The organism is Sorangium sp. So ce448, from assembly GCF_051520915.1.
Taxonomy (GTDB): Bacteria; Myxococcota_A; Polyangia; order Polyangiales; family Polyangiaceae; genus Sorangium; species Sorangium cellulosum_B.
In genome coordinates, this window is record NZ_CP150343.1 from 11,016,535 (window position 1) to 11,037,057 (window position 20,523).

Sequence of the window (20,523 nt, forward strand, 5' to 3'; positions counted from 1 at the left end):
GCCGATCCGCACCTGGCTCTGGGGAGCTCGTTCCGCCGCTCGTACTCGTCATCGAACGTTCGCTAGGATGCTGGCGGGCCGGGGGCGTGGGCAGCGCCAGCCCCCTGGCGGCACAGCTCGGTGCCAGACCTCCTCCTCCGGAGATATAACTGGTTGAATGCGCCACCTTTCACGGGCAGGCGAGCAAGGTTGTCGATGATCGTCGAAAGAGGCTACGCGCTCCGCGAGAAGATCGAGGAACACGCTGATTTCAGCTTGTTCCGCGCGTGCCGCGAGGACGACGGCGTCCCGGTCTTGCTGAAAGTCCTGCGCGCCGAAAGAGCGACTCGCGCCGAGGTCGCGCGCTTCAAGCACCGGTGCGAGCGCATCGCGCAGCTCGCCTCACCCCGCCTCGTCGCCCTGCACGCCGTCGAGGAGCTCGCCGGCGCCCTGATGGTCGTTCTCGAGGACTTCCCGGGCCGCGATCTCGCGCGGCTCCTCGCCACGCGCCCGTCGCGCACAATGCCGCTCTGCGAGGCGCTCGATCTCACGGCCGCCCTCGCCGAAGGCCTCGCCGCCGTGCACGCCGCGGGGCTCATCCACCGCGATCTGCGCCCTCACAACGTGCTCGTCGGCGCATCCGGCGCGGTCAAGATCACCAGCTTCGGCGTCGACGCCGAGATCACCTGCGCCTACGAGCGGCTCTACGCGCCCGCCGTGCTCGCCGACGTGCTGCCCTATGTCTCCCCCGAGCAGACAGGCCGCATGAACCGCGGCGTCGACTACCGGACGGACTTCTACGCGCTCGGCGTCCTCCTTTACCAGGTGCTCACGGGTCAGCGCCCCTTCGAGGCCCTGGACCCGATGGAGCTCATCCACGCCCACCTCGCCCTCGCCCCCGTGCCACCGTCCCACGTCGACCCGGCCATCCCCGACGCTGTCTCCGGCGTCGTGCTCAGGCTTCTCGCGAAGAACGCCGACGACCGCTACCAGAGCGCCGAGGGCCTGCTCGCCGACCTCGAGCGCTGCCGCGAGGCCCTGCGCAGCACGGGCACGATCGAGCCCTTCGTCGCCGGCCAGCGCGATCGCCAGGACCTGTTCCGGATCCACCAGAAGCTCTACGGCCGCGAGCACGACATCGTGGCGCTCACCGCCGCGTTCGAGCGCGCCCTCGAGGGCAGCCGCGAGAGCGTCCTCGTCTCCGGCTACTCCGGCATCGGCAAGTCCTCGCTCGTGCAGGAGATCCTGCGGCCGCTCGCGCGGCAGAAAGGCTATTTCACGAGCGGCAAGTACGACCAGTACAACCGCGACGCACCCTACAGCGCGGTGATCCTGGCGTTCGACGGCCTGGTGCGGCAGATCCTCACCGAGAGCGATGCGCGCATCCAGCGCTGGCGCAGCGCGCTCCTCGAGGCGCTCGGGCCGAACGCGCAGGTCGTCTGCGACGTCATTCCCTCGCTCGGCCATGTGGTCGGCGCGCAGCCGCCCGTGCCGGCGCTCGCCCCGCTCGAGGCGCAGAACCGCCTGAACCGCTGCTTCTTGCTGTTCGTCTCGGTGTTCGCACGGAACGCGCACCCGCTCGTCCTGTTCCTCGACGATCTCCAGTGGATCGACGCCGCAAGCCTGGGGCTGCTCCGTACGCTCCTCGCCGACGACTCGCTCGCGGCGCTCTTCTTCTGCGGCGCCTACCGCGACAACGAGGTGTCGCCCGGGCACCCGTTCGTCCGGGCCATCGAGGAGCTTGAGCATGCCGGGCTCGTCGTGCGCGACATCGTCCTCGCCCCCCTCGCGCGCCCGCACCTCCTCGAGATGCTCTCGGACTGCCTCAAGCGCGACGACTGCGGGCCGCTCGTCGATGCGGTGCAGAAGAAGACAGGTGGCAACCCGTTCTTCGTCAAGGAGTTCGTCCGGTCGCTGCACGACCACGGCGTGCTCACGTTCGCAGCCGGGTCAGGCTGGCGCTGGGACCTCGCCAGGATCGAGGCGCTCGCGTACACGGACAATGTCGTCGACCTCATGGTGCGCACCATCGCGCGCCTGCCGCCGGAGGCGGTGGAGGCGCTCAAGCTCGCCGCGGCGATCGGCAACCGGTTCGAGCTCGACATGCTCGCCACGGTGAGCGAGTGCTCGCCGGAAGAGGTGTACGGCCGCCTCGATCCCGCCGTCGGCGAGGGGCTCGTGCTGGCCGGGCGCGAGGGCTACCGCTTCGCCCATGACAAGGTCCAGGAGGGCGCCTACGCCATGATCCCGGAGGCGGACCGGCCCGCCTTCCACCTCCGTATCGGCCGGCTGCTCGCGGGCAAGCTGGACCTCTCCGAGAGCCAGAGCCTCTTCGACGTCGTCGGCCACCTGAACAGCGCTGGCGACCTCGTGTCGGACCCCGCGGAGCGCCTTTCCCTCGCCCGCATGAGCCTCGATGCCGCCTGCCGCGCCGAGGACTCGGCCGCCTTCGGCGCCGCCCTGCGCTACCTTGAGCTCGGCCTCCTGCGCCTCCCGGAGGACGCCTGGACGTCGCAGTACCCGCTCCGCCTCGCATACGCGATGAAGACCGGCCTCATGCTCTCGCTCTCGGGCCAGCACGACGAGGCCCTCGCGATCCTCTCCGATTGCCTGGAGCGGACCGCGAGCCGGCTCGATCGCACCGAGGTGCTGCGGCTCAAGATGAACGTGCAGGTGCTGAGAAACGACCTTTCGGCCGCCCTCGCCGAGGGGCTCGAGGCCCTCAGGGGGTTCGGGATCGACCTGCCTCTCATGCCCGACGACGAGACGCTCGACGCCCACATTCGCACGACGATGGCTATCGTCCGCGAGCGCTCGCTCGAGGCGCTCTTGGACCTGCCCCCGCTCGTGGACCGGGAGATCGCGGCCCTGCAGAACGTGCTCCAGGAGCTCTTCTCCTCCACCTACCACATCAGTCCGAACAACTACGGCATCATGTTCGCGAAGATCTTGGAGATCTCCTACCTCCACGGCCTGTCACCCAACTCGATCTACGGCTGCGTGAACTTCGGGTCTTTCCTCTGTGCCCGGGGCGACGTCGAGCTCGGCTACCAGTTCGGCCGCGCCGCCCTCGCGCTCGCCGAGCGATACCCGGACAAGAAATCCGAAGCGATGTTGTGCAACATGTGGGCCGCCCACATCCAGCACTGCAAAGATAGCTTCGACGCCTGCAGGGAGCCGCTGCTCACCGGCATTCACGCCGGGGTCGAGACCGGCCAGTACATCTGGGCTTTCTACAACACGGCCAACCTCAGCACGAATAGCCTCATCCGCGGTCTGCCGATCCCTGACCTCCTCGCCGAGGCGAGGAGTCTCGTGCCGATGTTCAAGCTCGACCGGTTCAGCGCCATCACCTGGATATCCAGCTCGGTCGGGCAGATCGCGCACAACCTCTCGATCGCGACCGAGCGCCCCGCCGTGCTCGTGGGGGAGTGGGTCAACATCGAGAACATCTTCGACGAGGCGCGCCGGCACAACTACCAGGCTTGGCATCACTTCGCGAGCTTCTACGTCGTGTTCCTGCTCGTCTTCCAGGGTGAGTTCGAGCAGGGGGCGCGCGCGACCCTCCAGGTCAACTTCGGGTTCGAGCCCAATCGGGCCTGGCTCGGAACCCCGTCTTTCCACTTCTACAGCGGTATCGCGCTCGCGCGGGCCTCGGACGTCGTTTCGCCGGACGAGCGTGCGCTCTTCATCACCCGCGCCGAGCAGTTCGCCGCCAAGGTCTCCCGCTGGGCCGACCTCGGCCCGGAGAACTTCGCCCACCGCCGCGCCCTGCTCCTTGCCGAGCTCGCGCGCGTCCGCGGCGATGCGCACGCTGCGAGCGATCACTACGACGAGGGGATCGCCCTCGCGAAACAGAACCGCTTCCTCCAGGATGAGGCCCTCGGCAACGAGCTCTGCGCGCGCCACTGGCTCGTCCTCGGCAAGACCACCATTGCCCGCGCTTACATGACCGAGGCGCACAGGGCCTACGGCCGGTGGGGCGCGACCGAGGCGATGCGCCGCCTCGAGCGCGCGTACCCCGACCTCGTCCCCAGCGAGATCCTCCGCGGCGCGACGTGCCCGGAGGCCGCCGCGCCCGCCGGCGCCGCGCTCGACCTCGGCTCGGTGCTCAAGGCCTCCCAGGCCATCTCGGGCGAGATCGTCCAAGGCCGCCTGCTCGACGCGCTCATGCGCATCCTGGTCGAGAACGCCGGCGCGAGGCGGGGCTGCCTGCTCCTCGCCCGCGGCGAGACCCTGTTCTTGACGGCCGAGGCGAGGGCGGAGGGGCCCGAGATCGAGGTGCGTATTCCTCACGAGCCCGAAGCCCTCCCTCCGGATCTGCCGGCGTCCCTCCTCAACTACGTCCGGCGCAGCCGGGAGAAGGTGATCCTGGACGACGGGACGGCACGGAACCCCATCATCGCCGGCGACGACCTCTATCGGTACGCCAGATCCGCCCTCTGCCTGCCCATCCTGCGGCAGGCGGAGCTCGTGGGGTTGCTCTACCTGGAAAACGACCTCATCGCCGGCGCGTTCACCCCGGACCGGCTTTCGGTGCTGGAGCTGCTCTCGGCCCAGGCCGCCATCTCGATCGCCAATGCCACGCTCTACGCCGACCTGCTCCAGGAGAACAGCGAACGCCGGCGAGCCGAGCAGGCCGTGCGGGACAGCAAAGAGCTGCTGCAGTCGATCATCGACAACTCGACAGCGGTCATCTCCCTCAAGAACCTCGAGGGTCGCTACCTGATGATCAACCGGCGCTACGCCGAGCTGTTCCACGTCAGCGAGCAAGCGATCGTCGGCCGGACCGACTACGATGTCTTCCCCAGGGAGCGGGCCGATGCCTACCGCGCCGTCGACCAGGAGGTGCTGGCCACCGGGACCGCGCTTCAGGCCGAGGAAGAGGCCCTCCAGGACGATGGGCTGCACACCTACATCTCTCTCAAGTATCCCCTGTGCAACGCGTCGGGGCAGCCTTATGCCATCTGCGGCGTTTCCACCGACATCACCGAGCGCAAGCAGGCCGAGGCCGAGCGCCAGGCCCGCAAGACGGCCGAAGCCGCGAGCCGTGCGAAGACCGAGTTCCTGAGGAACATGAGCCACGAGCTGCGCACGCCGCTCAACGCCATCCTCGGCTACGCACAGATCCTCAAGCGCTCCCCCGGTCTCGAAGACCGCCAGGCGGTGGGACTGAATACCATCCAGCAGAGCGGCCAGCACCTCTTGACCCTCATCAACGACCTTCTGGACCTGGCCAAGATCGAGGCGGGCAAGCTCGAGCTCTACCCCGAGCCGGTCCATCTCTTGACCTTCCTGACGGTCGTCGCCGACACCATCCGCGTCAGGGCGGAGCAGAAGAGCCTTCACTTCGTCTACGAGGTCGCGCCCCACCTGCCTCAGGCGGTGCTGGCCGACGAGAAGCGCCTGCGCCAGGTGCTGCTCAACCTCCTGGGCAACGCGGTGAAATTCACCGATCGGGGGCGGGTGCGCTTCGGGGTGCAGGTGCTGGCGCAGGACGAGACCGACGAGACCGGGGCGCGCCTGCGCTTCGAGGTGGAGGATACCGGCGTCGGAATGACGCCGGAGCAGCTGGGAAAGCTCTTCCAGCCTTTCGGGCGAGTGGGGGATGTACGGCGCCGCCCGGGTACCGGCCTCGGGCTGATGATAAGCCACCAGCTGGTGCACTTCATGGGCGGCGAGATCCACGTGGAGAGCCGGCCCGATGAAGGCAGCCGCTTCTGGTTCGACGCGACCTTGCCGGTGGCCGAGCTCGCAGCACCCCTCCGGCCTTCCGAGCGGGTCGCCGTCGGCTACGAGGGGCAGCGCCGGAAGGTACTGGTCGCCGACGATGTGGTGGGCAATCGGGCGGTGCTTCTGGACCTGATGAGCGGCCTGGGCTTCGAGGTCCACGAGGCGGCCAATGGCCAGGAGGCCATCGAGCAGGCGATGGCGGCGTCGCCGGATCTGGTGGTAATGGATCTCGTCATGCCGGTGATGGGGGGCCTGGAGGCCATCGACAACATTCGTCGCGATCGCCAGGCTCGTGGGCTCCCGCGGCTGCCGTTCATCGTCGTCTCCGCGATCGCCAACGAGGAGGACCAGGCGGAGAGCGTCGCCGCCGGCGCCGACGCCTTCCTCAGCAAGCCGATCGACCAGGAGAGCCTGCTGCGGATCATCGGCGCCCAGCTCGGGCTCACCTGGGTCTATGCCGGACCGGCCGAGGAGCAAGCCGGGGACAGGGGCGCCGCGGAGCTCGTGGCGCCTCCCCGGGAGGAGATGGAAGTCCTCCATGCCCTGGCCCTGGAGGGCAACATGCGCGACATCCGAAAGCGGGCCGCCTACCTGATCACCCTGGGCGAGCGCTACCGCCCCTTCGCCGACCGCCTCGATCGCCTCGCGCAGGACTACCAGTCCCAGGCGCTCCTCACCCTGGTCGAGGAGCGCCTGCAGGGGGCCAAGCCGATGGCGAGGGTGGGGCAGGAGCTGCCGCCGTGCATGGAGGGCGGTCAGCGATCATGAGCCGAGCCTCGACACCCGGTCCGCGCCCCCGCGTTGTCCTGATCGTGGATGACGTGCCCGCCAATCTCGGCGTGCTGGTGGATAGCCTGGAATGCCTAGGTCATCGCGTGCTCGTCGCGCAGGGCGGTGAAGAGGCCTTGATGCGGGCCAGCCTCATGAGGCCCGACCTGATCCTGCTGGACGTGTTGATGCCTGGCATCGACGGCTTCGAGACCTGCCGGCGCCTGAAAGAGGCTGAAAGAACTCGAGACATCCCGGTGCTCTTCATGACCTGCCTGACCGACGCGGCGGACAAGCTCGTGGGGTTCAGGGCGGGGGGCGTCGATTACATCACCAGACCATTCGAAATTGGAGAGGTGATGGCACGGATCACGACGCACCTGAGCCTGCGCGAGGCGCAGAAGCAGCTCGAAGAGAAGAACGCCGAGCTGCAGCGTGTCCATCAAGAGCTCGAGCAGCGGGTGCGAGAACGCACGGCCGAGCTGGCCAGCTCGAACGCCGCGCTCCGCGAGAGCCAGCATCTGCTCCAGGCCATCGTCGACAACACCGCCGCCGTCGTCTTCGTCAAGGACATCCAGGGCCGCTACATGCTCGTCAACCGCGGGTGGGAAGAGCTCTTCCAGATGCGCCGCCAGCAGGTCATCGGCAAGACCGACCACGACGTCTTCCCACCCGAGCAGGCCGAGGCGTATCGCGCCAACGACTTGCTCGTCCTGCAGCAGAATCGGGCCATGGAGCTCGACGAGGTGGCCCCCCAGCGCGACGGCGCACGCACGTACATCTCCCTCAAGTTCCCGCTCTGCGGCCCCGCCGGCGAACCTGATGGCGTCTGCGGTATCGCCACCGAGATCACGGGCCGCAAGCACGCCGAGGACGTGCTGCGCCATTCCTACTCCCTCCTCGAGGCCACGCTCGAATCGACGGCGGACGGCATCCTGGTCGTCGACGGCGCGAGGCGCGTCGTGCGCCATAACCACAGGCTCGCGCAGATGTGGAGCATTCCCGTCGATGTCCTCGACGGCGGATCGGCCGATGTGCTCCTCGCGTTCGTCAGCGGCCAGCTCCGCGAGCCCGAGCTCTTCCTGCAAAGCGTCCGTGACCTCTACGCCGATCCCGAGGCGAGCGCCTTCGATACGCTTTCGCTCGGGAACGAGCGGGTCTTCGAGTGGTATACGCAGCCCCAGCGCCTCGGCGGGCGCGTGGTCGGGCGGGTCTGGAGCTTCCGCGACATCACCGCGCGCGTACACGCCGAACAGCAGCGCGATCGGCTCCTCCTGGACGAGCGCCGCGCGCGCACGGCGGCGGAGGAGGCCACCCGCCTGCGGGACGAGTTCCTCCTCATCGCCTCGCACGAGCTCCGCACCCCGGTCACCTCCCTGCAGCTCTGCATCCAATCGCTGGGGCAAAGGCTCTCGCGGGGCATGGACGCCGAGCGCGTGCGATCGGCGGTCGCCCTCTCCGGCCGCCAGATCAAGCGCCTCTCCAACCTCGTCGACATGCTCCTCGATGTCTCCCGCATCCAGGCGGGGAGGCTCGAGCTGGACCGGGCGCCCGTCGATCTGCGCGAGCTGGTCGCCGAGATCGCCTCCCAGCTCGGCGACCAGCTCGCGCAGTCGGGCAGCACGCTCGCCGTGCGCGCGGAGCAGCCGATCACCGGCTGGTGGGACAGGTACCGCCTCGAACAGGTCGTGACCAACCTCCTGACCAACGCCATCAAGTTCGGGGAAGGCGCGCCGATCGAGATCACCGTCACCGCGGAGGATGGGGTCGCGCGGCTCTCGGTGGCCGACCACGGGCTCGGGATCCCGGCCGAGGTGCGGACGCAGCTCTTCGAGCGATTTCGCCGCGGCGTCTCGTCCCGGAATTATGGGGGGCTCGGGCTCGGCCTCTACATCACGCGCACCATCGTCGAGGCGCACGGGGGACGAGTTCGCCTGTCGAGCGAGGTCGGCCAGGGCTCGACCTTCTGCGTCGAGCTGCCGCTCTCGACCGAGAGCGCGGCGAGCCACGCCACATAGCGCACGACGAGCCTCCGGCGGGAAGAGATCGTCGTTGCGTTTCCCGACGATGGTCTCGGTCGTCAGATCCCATGGCCGTGCTGGAGGCGTTACGGCGCCCGGCTCGCGCGCCGAAATCCCGGCGAGACGCGATGTCCGGATCAGGCTATCGCTCGGCCGCGCGCGCGAGCGACGCACCCCCCAGCCGCTCGACCCAGCGCGTCGCCTCGTCGACGGCCGACCTGGCGAGCGCCGCGTCGAGCGGCACGCCCGCGCGCGCGAGGGCGCCGAGGTCGTGGAGCCGCGCGAGCACGGCGTGGGCCTCGATGGGCAGCCCGCCGGCCGGCACGAGGTCGCGGTACACGCCCGCGATGAGGGCCGCGTGCGACTCGGGCGCTGGCCCCTCCAGCATGCCCGCGATGGTCCCGGCGAGCGCCTCGTAGGCTGCACGAGCGGCGTCCGCGGCGAAGCCGGCGTCCAGCACCACCCGCGCGAGCCGAAGCCTGTCCGCTGCCGCCTTCCGGGCGGCCTCCCCTGTCGCTCCCACGCCCTCTTCCTTCGCCCCGGTGGCCTCGACCTCGGCCACACGGGCGCGCAGCGCCGCCGTGGCGGTCTCCACGACCGCAGGCTTCACGGCGCCGGCGCTCGCAGCGGCCCCCTCCGCCGCAGCCCCCCCCACCGCGGGATCGATCGCCGTCATGGCCTCTCGCCCCCGCCATTCTGCCAGCAACGCCGGCGCGCCCTGGCCTCCCTCGCCGCTCGCCGCAGGCAGGACGTCGCCGCCCCCCTCCTCGGTCGCGCCCGCTTCCGTCGCGTCGGCTCCCTCCGCCGCCTCGGCTCCCTCCGCCACCGCCAGCACCTGCCGCATCTCGCGCAGCACCACCGAGAAGCTCGGCGCCGAGAGCTCCTCCACCGCGGAGTCGGCCCGGAGAGACGCCACCAGCACCTTGCGCTTCTCGCTCAGGATGCCCTCGATGCCTCGCTCGATGCCCTCTTCGGCGCAGAGGTAGGTCACGCTCACGCGGTGCGCCTGGCCCAGGCGATGCGCGCGGGCCGTGCGCTGGTCGAGGCGCGCCGGGTTCCACGGCAGATCCAGGTGCACGACGTAGCTCGCAGCCTGCAGGTTGAGCCCCACCCCACCGGCGTCCGTGCTCAGGAGCACCCGCACCGCCGGGTCGTCCCGGAACCGGTCGAGCAGCGCCGGGCGGCGCTCCGTGGGCACGTCGCCGTGGAGCATGGCGTGGCCGACGCGCAGCCGGTCGAGGCGCTCGCGGGCCAGCTCCAGCATCCCCACCCACTCCGAGAACACGATGACCTTGTTCCTGGGCTGCGCCGTCACCTCGGCGATCAGCGCCTCCAGTTCGTCGAGCTTCGGCGACGCCTTCTTGCGGCGGCTCGGATCGCACAGCTCGAGCGCGTTGCACGCCTGCCGCGCCTTCAAGAGCATCATCATGAGCCGGTCCAGCTCCTCCTTGCGCAGCGCGCGGCGCTCCGCGATCGCGATCAGCCGGGCCGCCTGAGCGCGGTAGTCCGCCTCGAGCTCGCGCTGCTCCCGCGTGAGCGGCGTGTACCGCGTCTGCTCGAGGAGCGGCGGCAGATCCAGCAGCACCTCGGCCCGCTCGCGCCGGAGCGCGACCGGCGCGACGCGGCGGCGCAGCTCGCCGAGGTTGCGGTAGCCGACGATCCTGCCCCGCTCGTCCTGGCGATGAAAGTCGGCGTTGAACCGCCAGAGCGGCCCGAGCAGCGCCGGATCGACGAGCTGCAGCAGCGCATACAGGTCGTCGAGGCGGTTCTCGACCGGCGTCCCCGTCAGGACGAACAGGAAGCGCGACGGGATCGCGCGCAGCGTCGCGGCCGTCTTGGTGCGGAAGTTCTTCGCGCGCTGCGCCTCGTCGAGCACCAGCACGTCCGCCGCGAGCGCCTGGAGCCGCGAGAGCTCGCGCCAGGTGAGCTCGTAGCTCAGCACCGTGTACGCCGCCTCCAGCGCGAGCGCCCCCGTGCGCTGCGCGGGAGAGCCGCCGAGGACCGCGGCGCGCTCGCCCGTCCACCGCGCGATCTCCTGCGCCCACTGGTGCTTGAGCGACGCCGCCGTGACGATGAGGACCCGCCGCGCCTCCCCGCGTCGCCGCAAGAGCTCGCATGCCGCGATCGCCTGGAGGGTCTTGCCGAGGCCCATGTCGTCGGCGAGCAGCGCCCGCCCGTTGCGGAAGAGGTGGAGCACGCCCTCGCGCTGGTACGGGAAGAGCGGCAGCCCGAGGACCTCCAGCGCATCGTGCTCGCGGCCCGCCCGCGCCTGGAGTGAGCGCCGGCGGCGCTTGTGCCAGATCCCCCCCGCGAGCCGCTCCGCCGCCGGCAGCGCCGCGTGGACGATCCGGGCCGCGGGCGCGTGATTCCCGAGAGCTCCCTCCGACGCCATCCTCAGCAAGCCGCCCGCCTGGACGAGGCGCGCGCGCTCCTCGCGGAGCGACGCGGGCCACGCGCCGACCGCGAGCAGGCGCAGGCCGTCCTCCGCGTCGACCGTGACCGTGGGCTGCGCCGGCGCGTCGATCCGGGCGAGCGCGCGGCGCCACGCCGGACGCTCCGCGACCGCGCGGCGCACCGCCTCGAGGTGCTTGCACGTGCCAAGCTGATTGCCCAGGAAATCAGGGCAAGAGCAGGTGTCGTGGCGCGCGCCGGCGTCCACGAGATCGACGACGTACCGCCCCCCGCTCCCGCTCGCCACAGCGTAGTCGCCGTCGACTCGACCGCTGAGCGGCGTGACGTAGAAGGGCTCGCTGTGCGCTCGATAGACGCGCACCTCACGCTCGTACCGGCGGACCGCGTCGGTATCCTCGTAGTCATCGCATCGCGGGGAACCCCAGTGGGTCGGCTCGATCGAGGCAGAGCGCACGGCGCAGCTTTGCCGCAGCCGCCGGATGTTCGCAACAGCCCAGAGGAGCGAGCCGGGCGTTGCATTTGGAGGCAGCCATTTCTCACAAAATCGACCGCGCCCGCGGCCCAGCCCCCCCGCGCGGAGCGGAGGACACGCGAGCTCGAGCATGAACGGGGGCTGCCTGCTCCGACTCCCAAGCTCTTGCCGCAGACCGACCCGGAGGTCCTCGCGCCAATTCTCTATTCGATCGAGAGAGTGACGGCATCGCCCGTCACATCGACCACGTCGAGCGTTCCGGTGAAGAGCTCCTCGAACGTGAAGTTGCGGAGGACGAGCGAATAGCTCCCCTCGCCGATCGCCGCCGCCGCGTCCGAGAACGAGTGCTCCAGGCGGTCGATATCGATGTCCCCCTCGAATTCGCTCGACGCGATCCAGTAGGGACTCCCGTCGACCAGCACGGGCACCAGGGCGCACTCGTCGTTCGTGGGTTCACCGCCGATGAAGTCGGTCTCCCCGACGCCCCAGGCCCCGTCCACGAACGTCGCGCAGCCCGCCGTGGCGTCGTCGACGAGGGCGATCGCGAGCTCCGTTCTGTCGAGGCTGGTGCCGCCCGAGCCGCCGCCCTCCGCATTGCCGCCCGTGCCTGCGCCGCCTCCGCCTTCGGCGCTGCCGCCCGTGCCTGCGCCACCGCCGCCTTCAGCGCTGCCGCCCGCGCCGCCGCCGCCTTGAGCGCTGCCGCCCGCGCCGCCGCCGCCTTCAGCGTTGCCGCCCGCGCCGCCGCCGCCTTCAGCGTTGCCGCCCGCGCCCGCGCCGCCTTCAGCGTTGCCGCCCGCGCCCGCGCCCGCGCCGCCGCCGCCGTCGGCGCTGCCGCCCGCGCCGCCGCTGCCAAAGGTAACCTCATCATCCCCGCAGGCGACCAGCAAGCACCCAAGCAAGACTATCGAACTCCACTTCATGCGCACCTCGGCTCTCTGTGAGGCGCGGCAGCGTAACATGAGCTATAGATGCGCAAAAATACCGGTCCGGACGGCTGCGCCCGCGCTCTCGCAACGCGCGCTCCTCCCGCGGCCCACGCGTGCCGGCGTGAGCGACGCCGCCCCCCCGCTCCGTGATGGAGCCTTCGTCACCTGTCGAAGGAAGGATGCTCGCCGAGGCGGAATGTCACTCGGTGCGGCGCCGACGCCGCGGAGCGCGTCCGGCGAGGGCGGCCGCCGCTCCCCGCCCTCCGCCGCTCTTCTCAGCCCCTCAGGACCCGATCCGGATCCGCTTCTTCAGCGCGGCGAGCTCGTCGTCGACCGCCGCCCCGCCCGGCTTGTCCGCGCTGCCGGCGCCGGCGCTGCCGCGGCCGTGCTCGAGCTGGGCGAACTTCGCCTCCAGCTCGGCCGCCGACAGCCCGCCGCCGGAGATCGCCTCCTCGATCTCGCGCGACGCCGCGACCTGCGCCACCTGCCCCTCGACCTGCTCCTCCATGCGCCGGAACTCGGAGAAGGCGCTCTGGCCGCCCCGCGCCCCGAGCCCCTCGGCGCCGCCGCCGGCGCGCTGCTGCTGGATCTGCGCCGCGAGCGTGCCCTTCCGCGCCTGGAACTCCTCCTGCTTGGCCTCCATGCGCTCGAGCTCGGTCTTCATCGACAGCACCGCGGAGCGCTGCTCCGCGCGCATCGCCTCGGCGCGGTCGCGCTCGCCCACCACGCGCTTCTTCTGCACGAGCGCCTCGCGCGCGAGCTTCTCGTCGTTCGCCTTCAGCGCGAGCTCGGCGCGCTTCTCCCACTTCTCCGCCTCGGCGTCGAGCTCGTCGACCTTCTTGCGCAGCACCTTCTCGGCCGCCACCGCGTCGACCAGCTCCTTCCGCGCCGCGCGGACCTGGTCCTTCATCTCCTCGACGATGAGATCCAGCGACTTTTTCGGATCTTCCGCCTTGTCGAGGAGCGCGTTGACGTTGCTCGAGATGACCTTTCCCATCCGGTCGAAGATGCCCATGCCGCTAGCGTGCACCGCCCCGCCGCCCCTGTAAAGCGCCCGCGCGCGGGGCCGCGGGCGCCCCCGCGGCCCCGGGGAGACCGGCGCTCAGGGCGCCGGCGGGTACGCCGGACCGAAGCTCGACTCCACCGACGACCGCGTCGTCAGCAGCGGCGTCTTCAGCGTCTCGTCCTCGTACAGCGGCCTCACCACGCAGGTGTCCTCCCCGCACTCCCCCCCCTCGACGAACGCGACGTCGGCGACCAGCCAGTACCGGGTGTTCCCGTCGGCCGGCGCGAACGTGACGGGCGCCTCCGGGTCGTAGAACCCGGTCGGGCCGAGATCCGCCCCGAGGGAGCCATTGCAGAAGATCTTGATCCGCGGGTGGACCGCGTAGTTCCGGCCATGCGCCGAGTAGTAATGGACGCCGATCCGCGTCCACTGCCCGAACGGCGGAAAATCGACGTTGATGTTCTCGGGCGCGCAAAAATCGTCGCTGTCCGGGTCCGTGACGTCGGGGTCGCACGTGATGTTGTCGATATCGAGCCGCGGGTTGTAGCAACCCTGGCCGAGATCGCGCCACGCCTGCCCGGCGCCGCGAGGGGCGTAATAACACGTGTTCTTGGCCTCATTCGGGTCCAGATACCAGCTCACCGGCTCCGGCGGCGACGCGCCGTCGCTGAACCACCGCAGCTCCGGATCCGACCCCAGCGTGTCCACGGTGCAGTTGTTGTAACCGCAGTCGTCCGGCGAGCCGGCGACCGCCCACGGCAGCGTGTCGCCCGGCTTGTGCAGGTGCAGATCGAGATCCACCCCCTCGCCGCCGAGGTCGTGCTCCCACTCGAGCTCGACCCGGAGGCCGGGCGCGCCGACGTAAAGGGCATACTCGCACGAGTCGGTCGCGCCGTCGGCGAGGCGCTTCGTGTAGATGACCTTGTACTCCCCCGACTGGAGCGGCTTGTAATCATCCGCCGGGCTCGCCCCGGAGACCGCCGGACACGGGTCGATGCCCGCGGGGCAAACGACGCTCCAGGTCTCCGAGCCAGGCTCGGCGTCCACGCTGAACGTGCCTGTCCCCTCCTTCAGATCCACGTTCGCGAACGGAGGCACCCTCAGCGCGTGGCACCCCGCGGGGTTCTCGCTGAAGCACGCCTCCGTCGCGTGGCTGCCGCCGACGCAGGGCCCCCAGACGCCCACCTCGTTGCAGAGCTCGGTGCCCGGAAAACACCCCTCCGCCCCGCGGTACGACGGATCGCCCATGAAGCACGCGTGCGCCTGCCCCGCGACGCAGGAGCACGTCTCGTCCACCTGACCGTCGCAGTCGTCGTCGAGGCCGAGATGGTTGAGATCGCAGAGCTCCTCGGGGCCGCACTGGGTCCCGCACGGGTTCACGCCAGCATCGCCGGCGCCGGCGTCGTCGTCCCCCGGGGCAGCCCCGCCAAGGCCGTTATCCGGAACGAAATCACCGCTGCCGCTGGCGCCCTCGGGCGCGCCGCCGCCGCCCGCGCCGCCTCCGCCGTCGCCGGGCGCTCCGCCGCTCGCGCCGACATCGACGTGCGGGCCCGAGGCGTGGCAGCCGACCGCGACGAACACACCCGATGTCGCGGCCCCGAGAAATGCGAGGAGCGCAGAGGAGACGCCGAGATGACGCATGAAACCTCCATGTCTCGCCAGCGCGCGGTGCAGCAGCTCGGGCAGGCAGGGGCGCCCGGCGAGACACCGGCGATGAACAGCGAGGTTCCTGGTTTAGCAGACTTGGCGCGATACCAAAGCTCGCACGAGCGTAATCAAAGCACGCTCGTGAGAACGGATGTCCCGACGCCCTGTCCGGGCATATGTCGCCGGAGGGTGGGTGTCAGTCCGTCGCGCGCGGACCCCTCGCGGCCTCGGCCGCGAGCGCCGCCTGCGCCGCGGCGAGGCGGGCGATGGGGACGCGGAACGGGGAGCACGACACGTAATCGAGCCCCGCCCGCTCGAAGAACGCGATCGAGCTCGGATCGCCGCCGTGCTCGCCGCAGACGCCGAGCTTCAGCCCGGGCCGCGCCGCGCGCCCTCGATCCCGCCCGATCTCCACGAGCTCTCCGACGCCGGGCACGTCCAGCGACTGGAACGGATCCTTCGCGAAGATGCCGGCCTCGACGTACGCGCCGAGGAACCGGCCCGCGTCGTCGCGCGAGATGCCGAGCGTCGTCTGCGTGAGATCGTTCGTGCCGAAGCTGAAGAACTCCGCCTCCTCGGCCAGCTCGCCGGCCCTGAGCGCGGCGCGGGGGAGCTCGATCATCGTCCCGAACCGGACGTCGACCCGCCGCCCCTTCTCGGCGAAGACCTTCTCCGCGACCCCCTCGACGAGCTCGCGCGTGAGGGCGAGCTCGCGCCGGGTCATGCTGAGCGGGATCATGATCTCCGGCTCCACCTCGATGCCCGCCGCCGCGACCTCGCACGCCGCCTCGAGGATGGCGCGCGCCTGCATCTCGTAGATCTCCGGCGACGTGATCGCCAGCCGGCAGCCGCGGTGGCCGAGCATGGGGTTGTACTCGGCGAGCTCCTCGCTCTTGCGCTGGAGATCCTGCGCGGAGACGCCCGTCGCCCTCGAGAGCTGCTGGAGCTGCGCCTCGTCCTGCGGCAAGAACTCGTGCAGCGGCGGATCGAGCAGCCGGATCGTCACCGGCAGGCCGGCCATCTCCCGGAAGACGCCCGCGAAGTCGCTGCGCTGGAACGGGAGCAGCTTCGCGAGCGCGCGCCGCCGCCCGAGCTCGCCGTCCGCGAGGATCATCTCGCGCACCGCCTGGATGCGCTCCTCGTCGAAGAACATGTGCTCGGTGCGACAGAGCCCGATGCCCTCGGCGCCGAAGTTGCGCGCCGTCCTCGCGTCGTGCGGCGTGTCGGCGTTCGACCGCACCCGGAGGCGCCGGACCGCGTCGGCCCAGGTCATGAGCTCCTCGAACTCGCCGCTCAGCGCCGCCGGGATGGTCGGCACCGCCCCGAGGTAGACCGTGCCGGTGCCGCCGTCGAGCGTGATGAGATCGCCGTCCTTCACCGTGATCGTGCCGGTCGAGCGCCCGTGATCGTCGTAGACCGTCACCGCCATCCGGCCCTGGCTCACGCTGATGGCCGAGCAGCCGGCGACGCAGCTCTTGCCCATCCCCCGCGCCACAACGGCCGCGTGGCTCGTCATGCCGCCGCGGGCCGTCAGGATGCCGCGCGCCGCCTTCATGCCGTGGATGTCCTCCGGCGACGTCTCGGAGCGCACGAGGATCACCGCCCTGCCCTGGCCCGCGCGCCGCTCCGCCTCGTCCGCGCTGAACACCACCTGCCCCGTCGCGGCCCCAGGGCTCGCCGGCAGGCCGCGCGCGAGCATCGACTTCGGCGCGCTCGGGTCGATGCTCGGGTGCAGCAGCTGATCGATCGAGCCCGGATCCACCCGCAGGATGGCCTCCCGCTGGCTGATCAGGCCCTCCTTGGCCATCTCGACCGCGATGCGCACCGCCGCGCGGCCCGTGCGCTTGGCGGTGCGGCACTGGAGCAGGAACAGCTCCTTCTGCTGGATCGTGAACTCCAGATCCTGCACGTCGCGGAAGTGCTGCTCGAGCTTGCCCTGCACCTCGACGAGCGCCGCGTACGCCGCGGGCATCCGCGCCTCGAGCGAGCTCTCGTCGTCGATGCCGGTGCCAGTTCCGGTGATCGACAGCGGGTGCGGCGTGCGCACCCCCGCGACGACGTCCTCGCCCTGCGCGTTGGGGAGCCACTCGCCGTAGAAGCGCCGCTCTCCGGTCGACGGATCGCGCGTGAACGCGACCCCCGTGCCGGAGTCGTCGCCCAGGTTGCCGAACACCATCACCTGGACGGTGCAAGCTGTCCCCCAGGCCTCCGGGATGTCGTGCATCTTCCGGTACACCTGCGCCCGGTGGTTCTTCCAGCTATCGAATACGGCGCCGATCGCCCCCCAGAGCTGCGCGTACGGCTCGTCGGGGAACGGGCGGCCCGTCGCCCCGAGGACGATATCCTTCTGGCGCTGGATCAAGGCCGCGAGCGACTCCGGATCGAGCTGGGAGTCGGGCACCTTGCGCTCGAGCTCGGCGGAGTTCAGGCGCGTCGCGTCGACGCCGAGCTTCGCGGCGGCCTGCCTGCGCGCGCGGCCGAGCGCCTCCTCGAAGCGGTCGCGGGGCACGCCGAGCACGATATCGGCATACGCCAGGATGAACCGCCGATAGGCGTCGAGCGCGAATCGCTCGCTGCCCGTGCGCCGCGCGAGCCCCCGCGCGATCTCGTCGTTCAGGCCGAGGTTCAGGATGGTATCCATCATTCCCGGCATGGACGCGCGCGCGCCCGAGCGGACCGACACGAGCAGCGGCGCCTCGGCGCTGCCGAACCCGGCGCCGCGCAGCGCCTCCAGCCGGCCGATCGCCGCCTTGATCTCGTCCTCGACGCCGGCGGGGAGCGCCTTGCCCGAGGCGTAATAGGCGTTGCAGACCTCGGTGGTGACCGTGAAGCCCGGCGGCACCGGGATGCCGAGGCGGGTCATCTCGGCGAGCCCCGCGCCCTTTCCGCCGAGCAGATCCTTCTGCTGTGCGTCCCCGTCCGCCTGCCCTGCGCCGAAGAAATATATCGATCTCCCCATGGCGGGCGCACGCTAGACCGTCCTCGCAGTCAGGTCGAGAGCCCTCGAACGGGCGGAATGGAGGTACGACGGACGGCCGACCGCCGACGGCCCCACTCCGATCCAGAGCCGTCGGAACCGCGGCGTGCACCTCACGCGTGCACCTCACAAAAATACCGGCTCTCGCCGGCGGACGAGCTATGAAGCCGCGCATGAAGCGCTTCTCTCTCGTCCTCGTCGCGATGTTCGCCGTCCCCCTCACCGCGTGCGACCAGAAGCCCGCCTCACAGGCGATCGCCGACGCGCCGGTGAGCGCCTCGGTCAAGCCGGCCCCGCCGCCGGCGCCCACCCCCGAGCCCGCCGCCTCGCCGCAGCCGCCGCCCGAGCCCGCCGGCCTGCCCGCGCCGCCGGACGTCGCGGCGCCGCCCGCCGACGCGCAGAAGACGGCATCGGGCCTCGCGTCCAAGGTGCTGGCGCCGGGCAAGGACACGGCGCATCCCGGCCCGGACGACAAGGTGACGGTCCACTACACGGGCTGGACCACGGACGGGAAGATGTTCGACAGCTCCATCGTCCGCAACGAGCCGGCCACCTTCCCGGTGGGCGGCGTGATCAAGGGGTGGACGGAGGCGCTCCAGCTCATGAGCAAGGGCGAGAAGCGCCGCCTCTGGATCCCCGGGGCGCTCGCCTATGGCGACACGCCGGCCCAGCCGGGCGCCCCGGCCGGAATGCTCGTGTTCGACGTCGAGCTGCTCGACTTCGCCCCCGCGCCGAAGCCTCCGGCCGTGCCGAAGGACGTGAAGGCGGCCCCGAAGACAGCGAAGAAGACCGCCTCCGGGCTCGCCTACCAGGTCCTGCAGAAGGGCACCGGCACCGAGCACCCGAAGCCGACGAGCCGTGTCGTCGTCCACTACACGGGCTGGACGACCGACGGGAAGATGTTCGACAGCTCCATCGTCCGCGACGAACCGGCCACCTTCCCGGTGGGCGGCGTGATCAAGGGGTGGACGGAGGGCTTACAGCTGATGGTGAAAGGCGAGAAGGCGCGATTCTGGATACCGGCCGACCTCGCTTACGGCGACAAGCCCACACGTCCCGGCGCGCCCGCCGGCATGCTCGTGTTCGACGTCGAGCTCATCGACTTTCGCTGAACCGTCGGCCGGCGCTTTACATCCGGCCGAGTGCCTGGTCACATGATCGCTGCGGGCGGCCAGGCATGCTGACATCCATCCGACTCAGGAACTTCAAGAGCTTCGCCGATCAAACGGTGGAGCTGTCCCCCTTCACGCTGCTGATCGGGGCCAACGGCTCCGGGAAGAGCAACTTCCTCGACGCCCTGCGCTTCCTGCAGGGCGTCGGGCTGGATCTACCCCTGTGCGACATCTTCCGCGGCCGCGTCGACGGCAGGCGCGAGGTGTGGCCGGGCCTGCGCGGCGGCACGCAAGGGGCCACGCACAGGGGCGCCAAATCGTTCACCATCGAGAGCCGATGGGCGATCGGGAAGGAGGAGCTCACACACAAGATCACGTGTCAGGTCGAGCCTGACGTGATCGTGGAGCACGAGTCGCTCGAGGCGAGGTCGGCCGGGGGCTCGCTCTTCGACACGCCGGCGTCGGCGCTGAAGGGGCTGGAGGGGTTCGCCTCGGGCGGAGCGATGAAGGCGGCGTCGAAGAAGGGCCGCTCGATGCGGATCGCCTCCATGGATCGCAACCCCGCCCGGCGCAGCCTGCTCGGCCAGATAGAGCACCACCGCGGGCGCGGCGAGGACGTGAGCCTCGCGGACGTCATCGCGCTCTGCAACGCGCTCCAGGTCGCGATGCGGAGCACGCTGTCGCTCGACATCGATCCTTCGCGGATGAGGGGTTATGTGCCGCACGAGATAGAGAACCTCGGCGCCGGCGGGCAGAACCTCTCCGCCGTGCTCCGCTGGCTCTGCCAGGAGGCCGAGCACAAGGCCGATGTGCTCGGCTGGGTGCGCTCGATCTTCGCGCCCGAGATCGAAGATATCGAGTTCGCGGAGACGGGCCTCGGCGACGTCATGATGGTGCTCGTCGAGAAGGGCGGCGCCCGCGTCCCGGCGCCGAGCCTCCCGGACGGCGCGCTGCGCGCGCTCGGCAAGATCGCCGGCGTGCTCACCGCGCCGGAGGGGTCGCTCCTCCTCATGGAGGACCCGGACGCCGGCATGCACCCCGAGCGCGCCGCCGTGCTCGCGCAGCTCCTCGAGGGGGCGGCGCGGCCCTCCGTCTGCCAGATCGTGGCGACGACGCACTCGCCCGCGCTGCTCAGGGGGGTGTCGAAGCAGGGCCTCAGCCGCGCGATCGCGTTCCAGCGCGACCCCGAGACCTCCGCCACGACGACGCGCCGCCTCGCCGACCTCCCGCGCTTCGAGGACCTGGCCGAGCGCGATCCCGGAGAGCTGCTCTCCTCGAAGGCGCTCTCCGCCTAGACGCGAACGAACCGATCCCGGTACAGCACCATCATTTCATTGCAGTGTCGCGAGCTCGCGATAACGATAACCATTTTCACTTCGTGAAATGCGTTGTGGATGTCCACAAGGCCATCTAGGGTCCTCCGCGAATCGACAGCGCGGCGCTCGCCGCGCGAACACAGCGTCAAAGAGG

General features: G+C 70.5%; 9 protein-coding genes. 4 read left to right on the forward strand and 5 right to left on the reverse strand.

Annotated features, from left to right (window positions below; all coding sequences use genetic code 11):
- Nucleotides 1–195: 195 nt before the first annotated feature.
- On the forward strand, nt 196–6,480 hold the full coding sequence (locus tag WMF45_RS41605; RefSeq protein WP_437711812.1) for an AAA family ATPase: 6,285 nt from the start codon (nt 196–198) through the stop codon (nt 6,478–6,480).
- Entirely contained in the window at nt 6,477–8,498 is a 2,022-nt protein-coding gene (locus WMF45_RS41610; RefSeq protein ID WP_437711814.1) for an ATP-binding protein, read from the forward strand. Before WMF45_RS41605 ends, WMF45_RS41610 begins: the two co-directional genes overlap by 4 nt.
- A 145-nt stretch (nt 8,499–8,643) precedes the next feature.
- On the opposite strand, the gene WMF45_RS41615 is transcribed toward WMF45_RS41610, so the two are convergent.
- The 5 genes from WMF45_RS41615 to ppdK all read right to left on the reverse strand — a co-directional run bounded on the left by WMF45_RS41615 (nt 8,644) and on the right by ppdK (nt 17,923).
- Nucleotides 8,644–11,367, reverse strand: a complete 2,724-nt coding sequence (locus WMF45_RS41615; protein ID WP_437711816.1) for a DEAD/DEAH box helicase — start codon at nt 11,365–11,367, stop codon at nt 8,644–8,646.
- Between the two features lie 221 nt (nt 11,368–11,588).
- Nucleotides 11,589–12,284, reverse strand: a complete 696-nt coding sequence (locus tag WMF45_RS41620; protein WP_437711818.1) for a hypothetical protein — start codon at nt 12,282–12,284, stop codon at nt 11,589–11,591.
- Nucleotides 12,285–12,594: 310 nt separating this feature from the next.
- Nucleotides 12,595–13,326, reverse strand: coding sequence for a PspA/IM30 family protein (locus tag WMF45_RS41625; RefSeq protein WP_437545761.1), 732 nt, complete (start codon nt 13,324–13,326; stop codon nt 12,595–12,597).
- Nucleotides 13,327–13,413: 87 nt separating this feature from the next.
- Nucleotides 13,414–14,958: a hypothetical protein gene (locus WMF45_RS41630; protein ID WP_437711819.1), complete on the reverse strand. Its 1,545-nt coding sequence runs from the start codon at nt 14,956–14,958 to the stop codon at nt 13,414–13,416.
- A gap of 202 nt (nt 14,959–15,160) precedes the next feature.
- Nucleotides 15,161–17,923, reverse strand: a complete 2,763-nt coding sequence (gene ppdK, locus WMF45_RS41635; protein ID WP_437711821.1) for a pyruvate, phosphate dikinase — start codon at nt 17,921–17,923, stop codon at nt 15,161–15,163.
- A 191-nt stretch (nt 17,924–18,114) separates the two neighbouring features.
- On the opposite strand from ppdK, the gene WMF45_RS41640 reads away from it, so the two are divergent.
- Nucleotides 18,115–19,053 carry an FKBP-type peptidyl-prolyl cis-trans isomerase gene (locus WMF45_RS41640; RefSeq protein WP_437711823.1) on the forward strand — a complete coding sequence of 313 codons (939 nt, stop codon included), beginning with the start codon at nt 18,115–18,117 and terminating at the stop codon, nt 19,051–19,053.
- A 65-nt stretch (nt 19,054–19,118) separates the two neighbouring features.
- Nucleotides 19,119–20,348 carry an AAA family ATPase gene (locus WMF45_RS41645; RefSeq protein WP_437711825.1) on the forward strand — a complete coding sequence of 410 codons (1,230 nt, stop codon included), beginning with the start codon at nt 19,119–19,121 and terminating at the stop codon, nt 20,346–20,348.
- Nucleotides 20,349–20,523: the final 175 nt, after the last annotated feature.

Coding starts and splice junctions, on each gene's coding strand:
- WMF45_RS41645 (WP_437711825.1), top strand. CDS start 19,119: ATGCTGACATCCATCCGACTCAGGAACTTCAAGAGCTTCGCCGATCAA.
- WMF45_RS41610 (WP_437711814.1), top strand. CDS start 6,477: ATGAGCCGAGCCTCGACACCCGGTCCGCGCCCCCGCGTTGTCCTGATC.
- WMF45_RS41625 (WP_437545761.1), bottom strand. CDS start 13,326: ATGGGCATCTTCGACCGGATGGGAAAGGTCATCTCGAGCAACGTCAAC.
- WMF45_RS41640 (WP_437711823.1), top strand. CDS start 18,115: ATGAAGCGCTTCTCTCTCGTCCTCGTCGCGATGTTCGCCGTCCCCCTC.
- WMF45_RS41605 (WP_437711812.1), top strand. CDS start 196: ATGATCGTCGAAAGAGGCTACGCGCTCCGCGAGAAGATCGAGGAACAC.
- ppdK (WP_437711821.1), bottom strand. CDS start 17,923: ATGGGGAGATCGATATATTTCTTCGGCGCAGGGCAGGCGGACGGGGAC.
- WMF45_RS41630 (WP_437711819.1), bottom strand. CDS start 14,958: ATGCGTCATCTCGGCGTCTCCTCTGCGCTCCTCGCATTTCTCGGGGCC.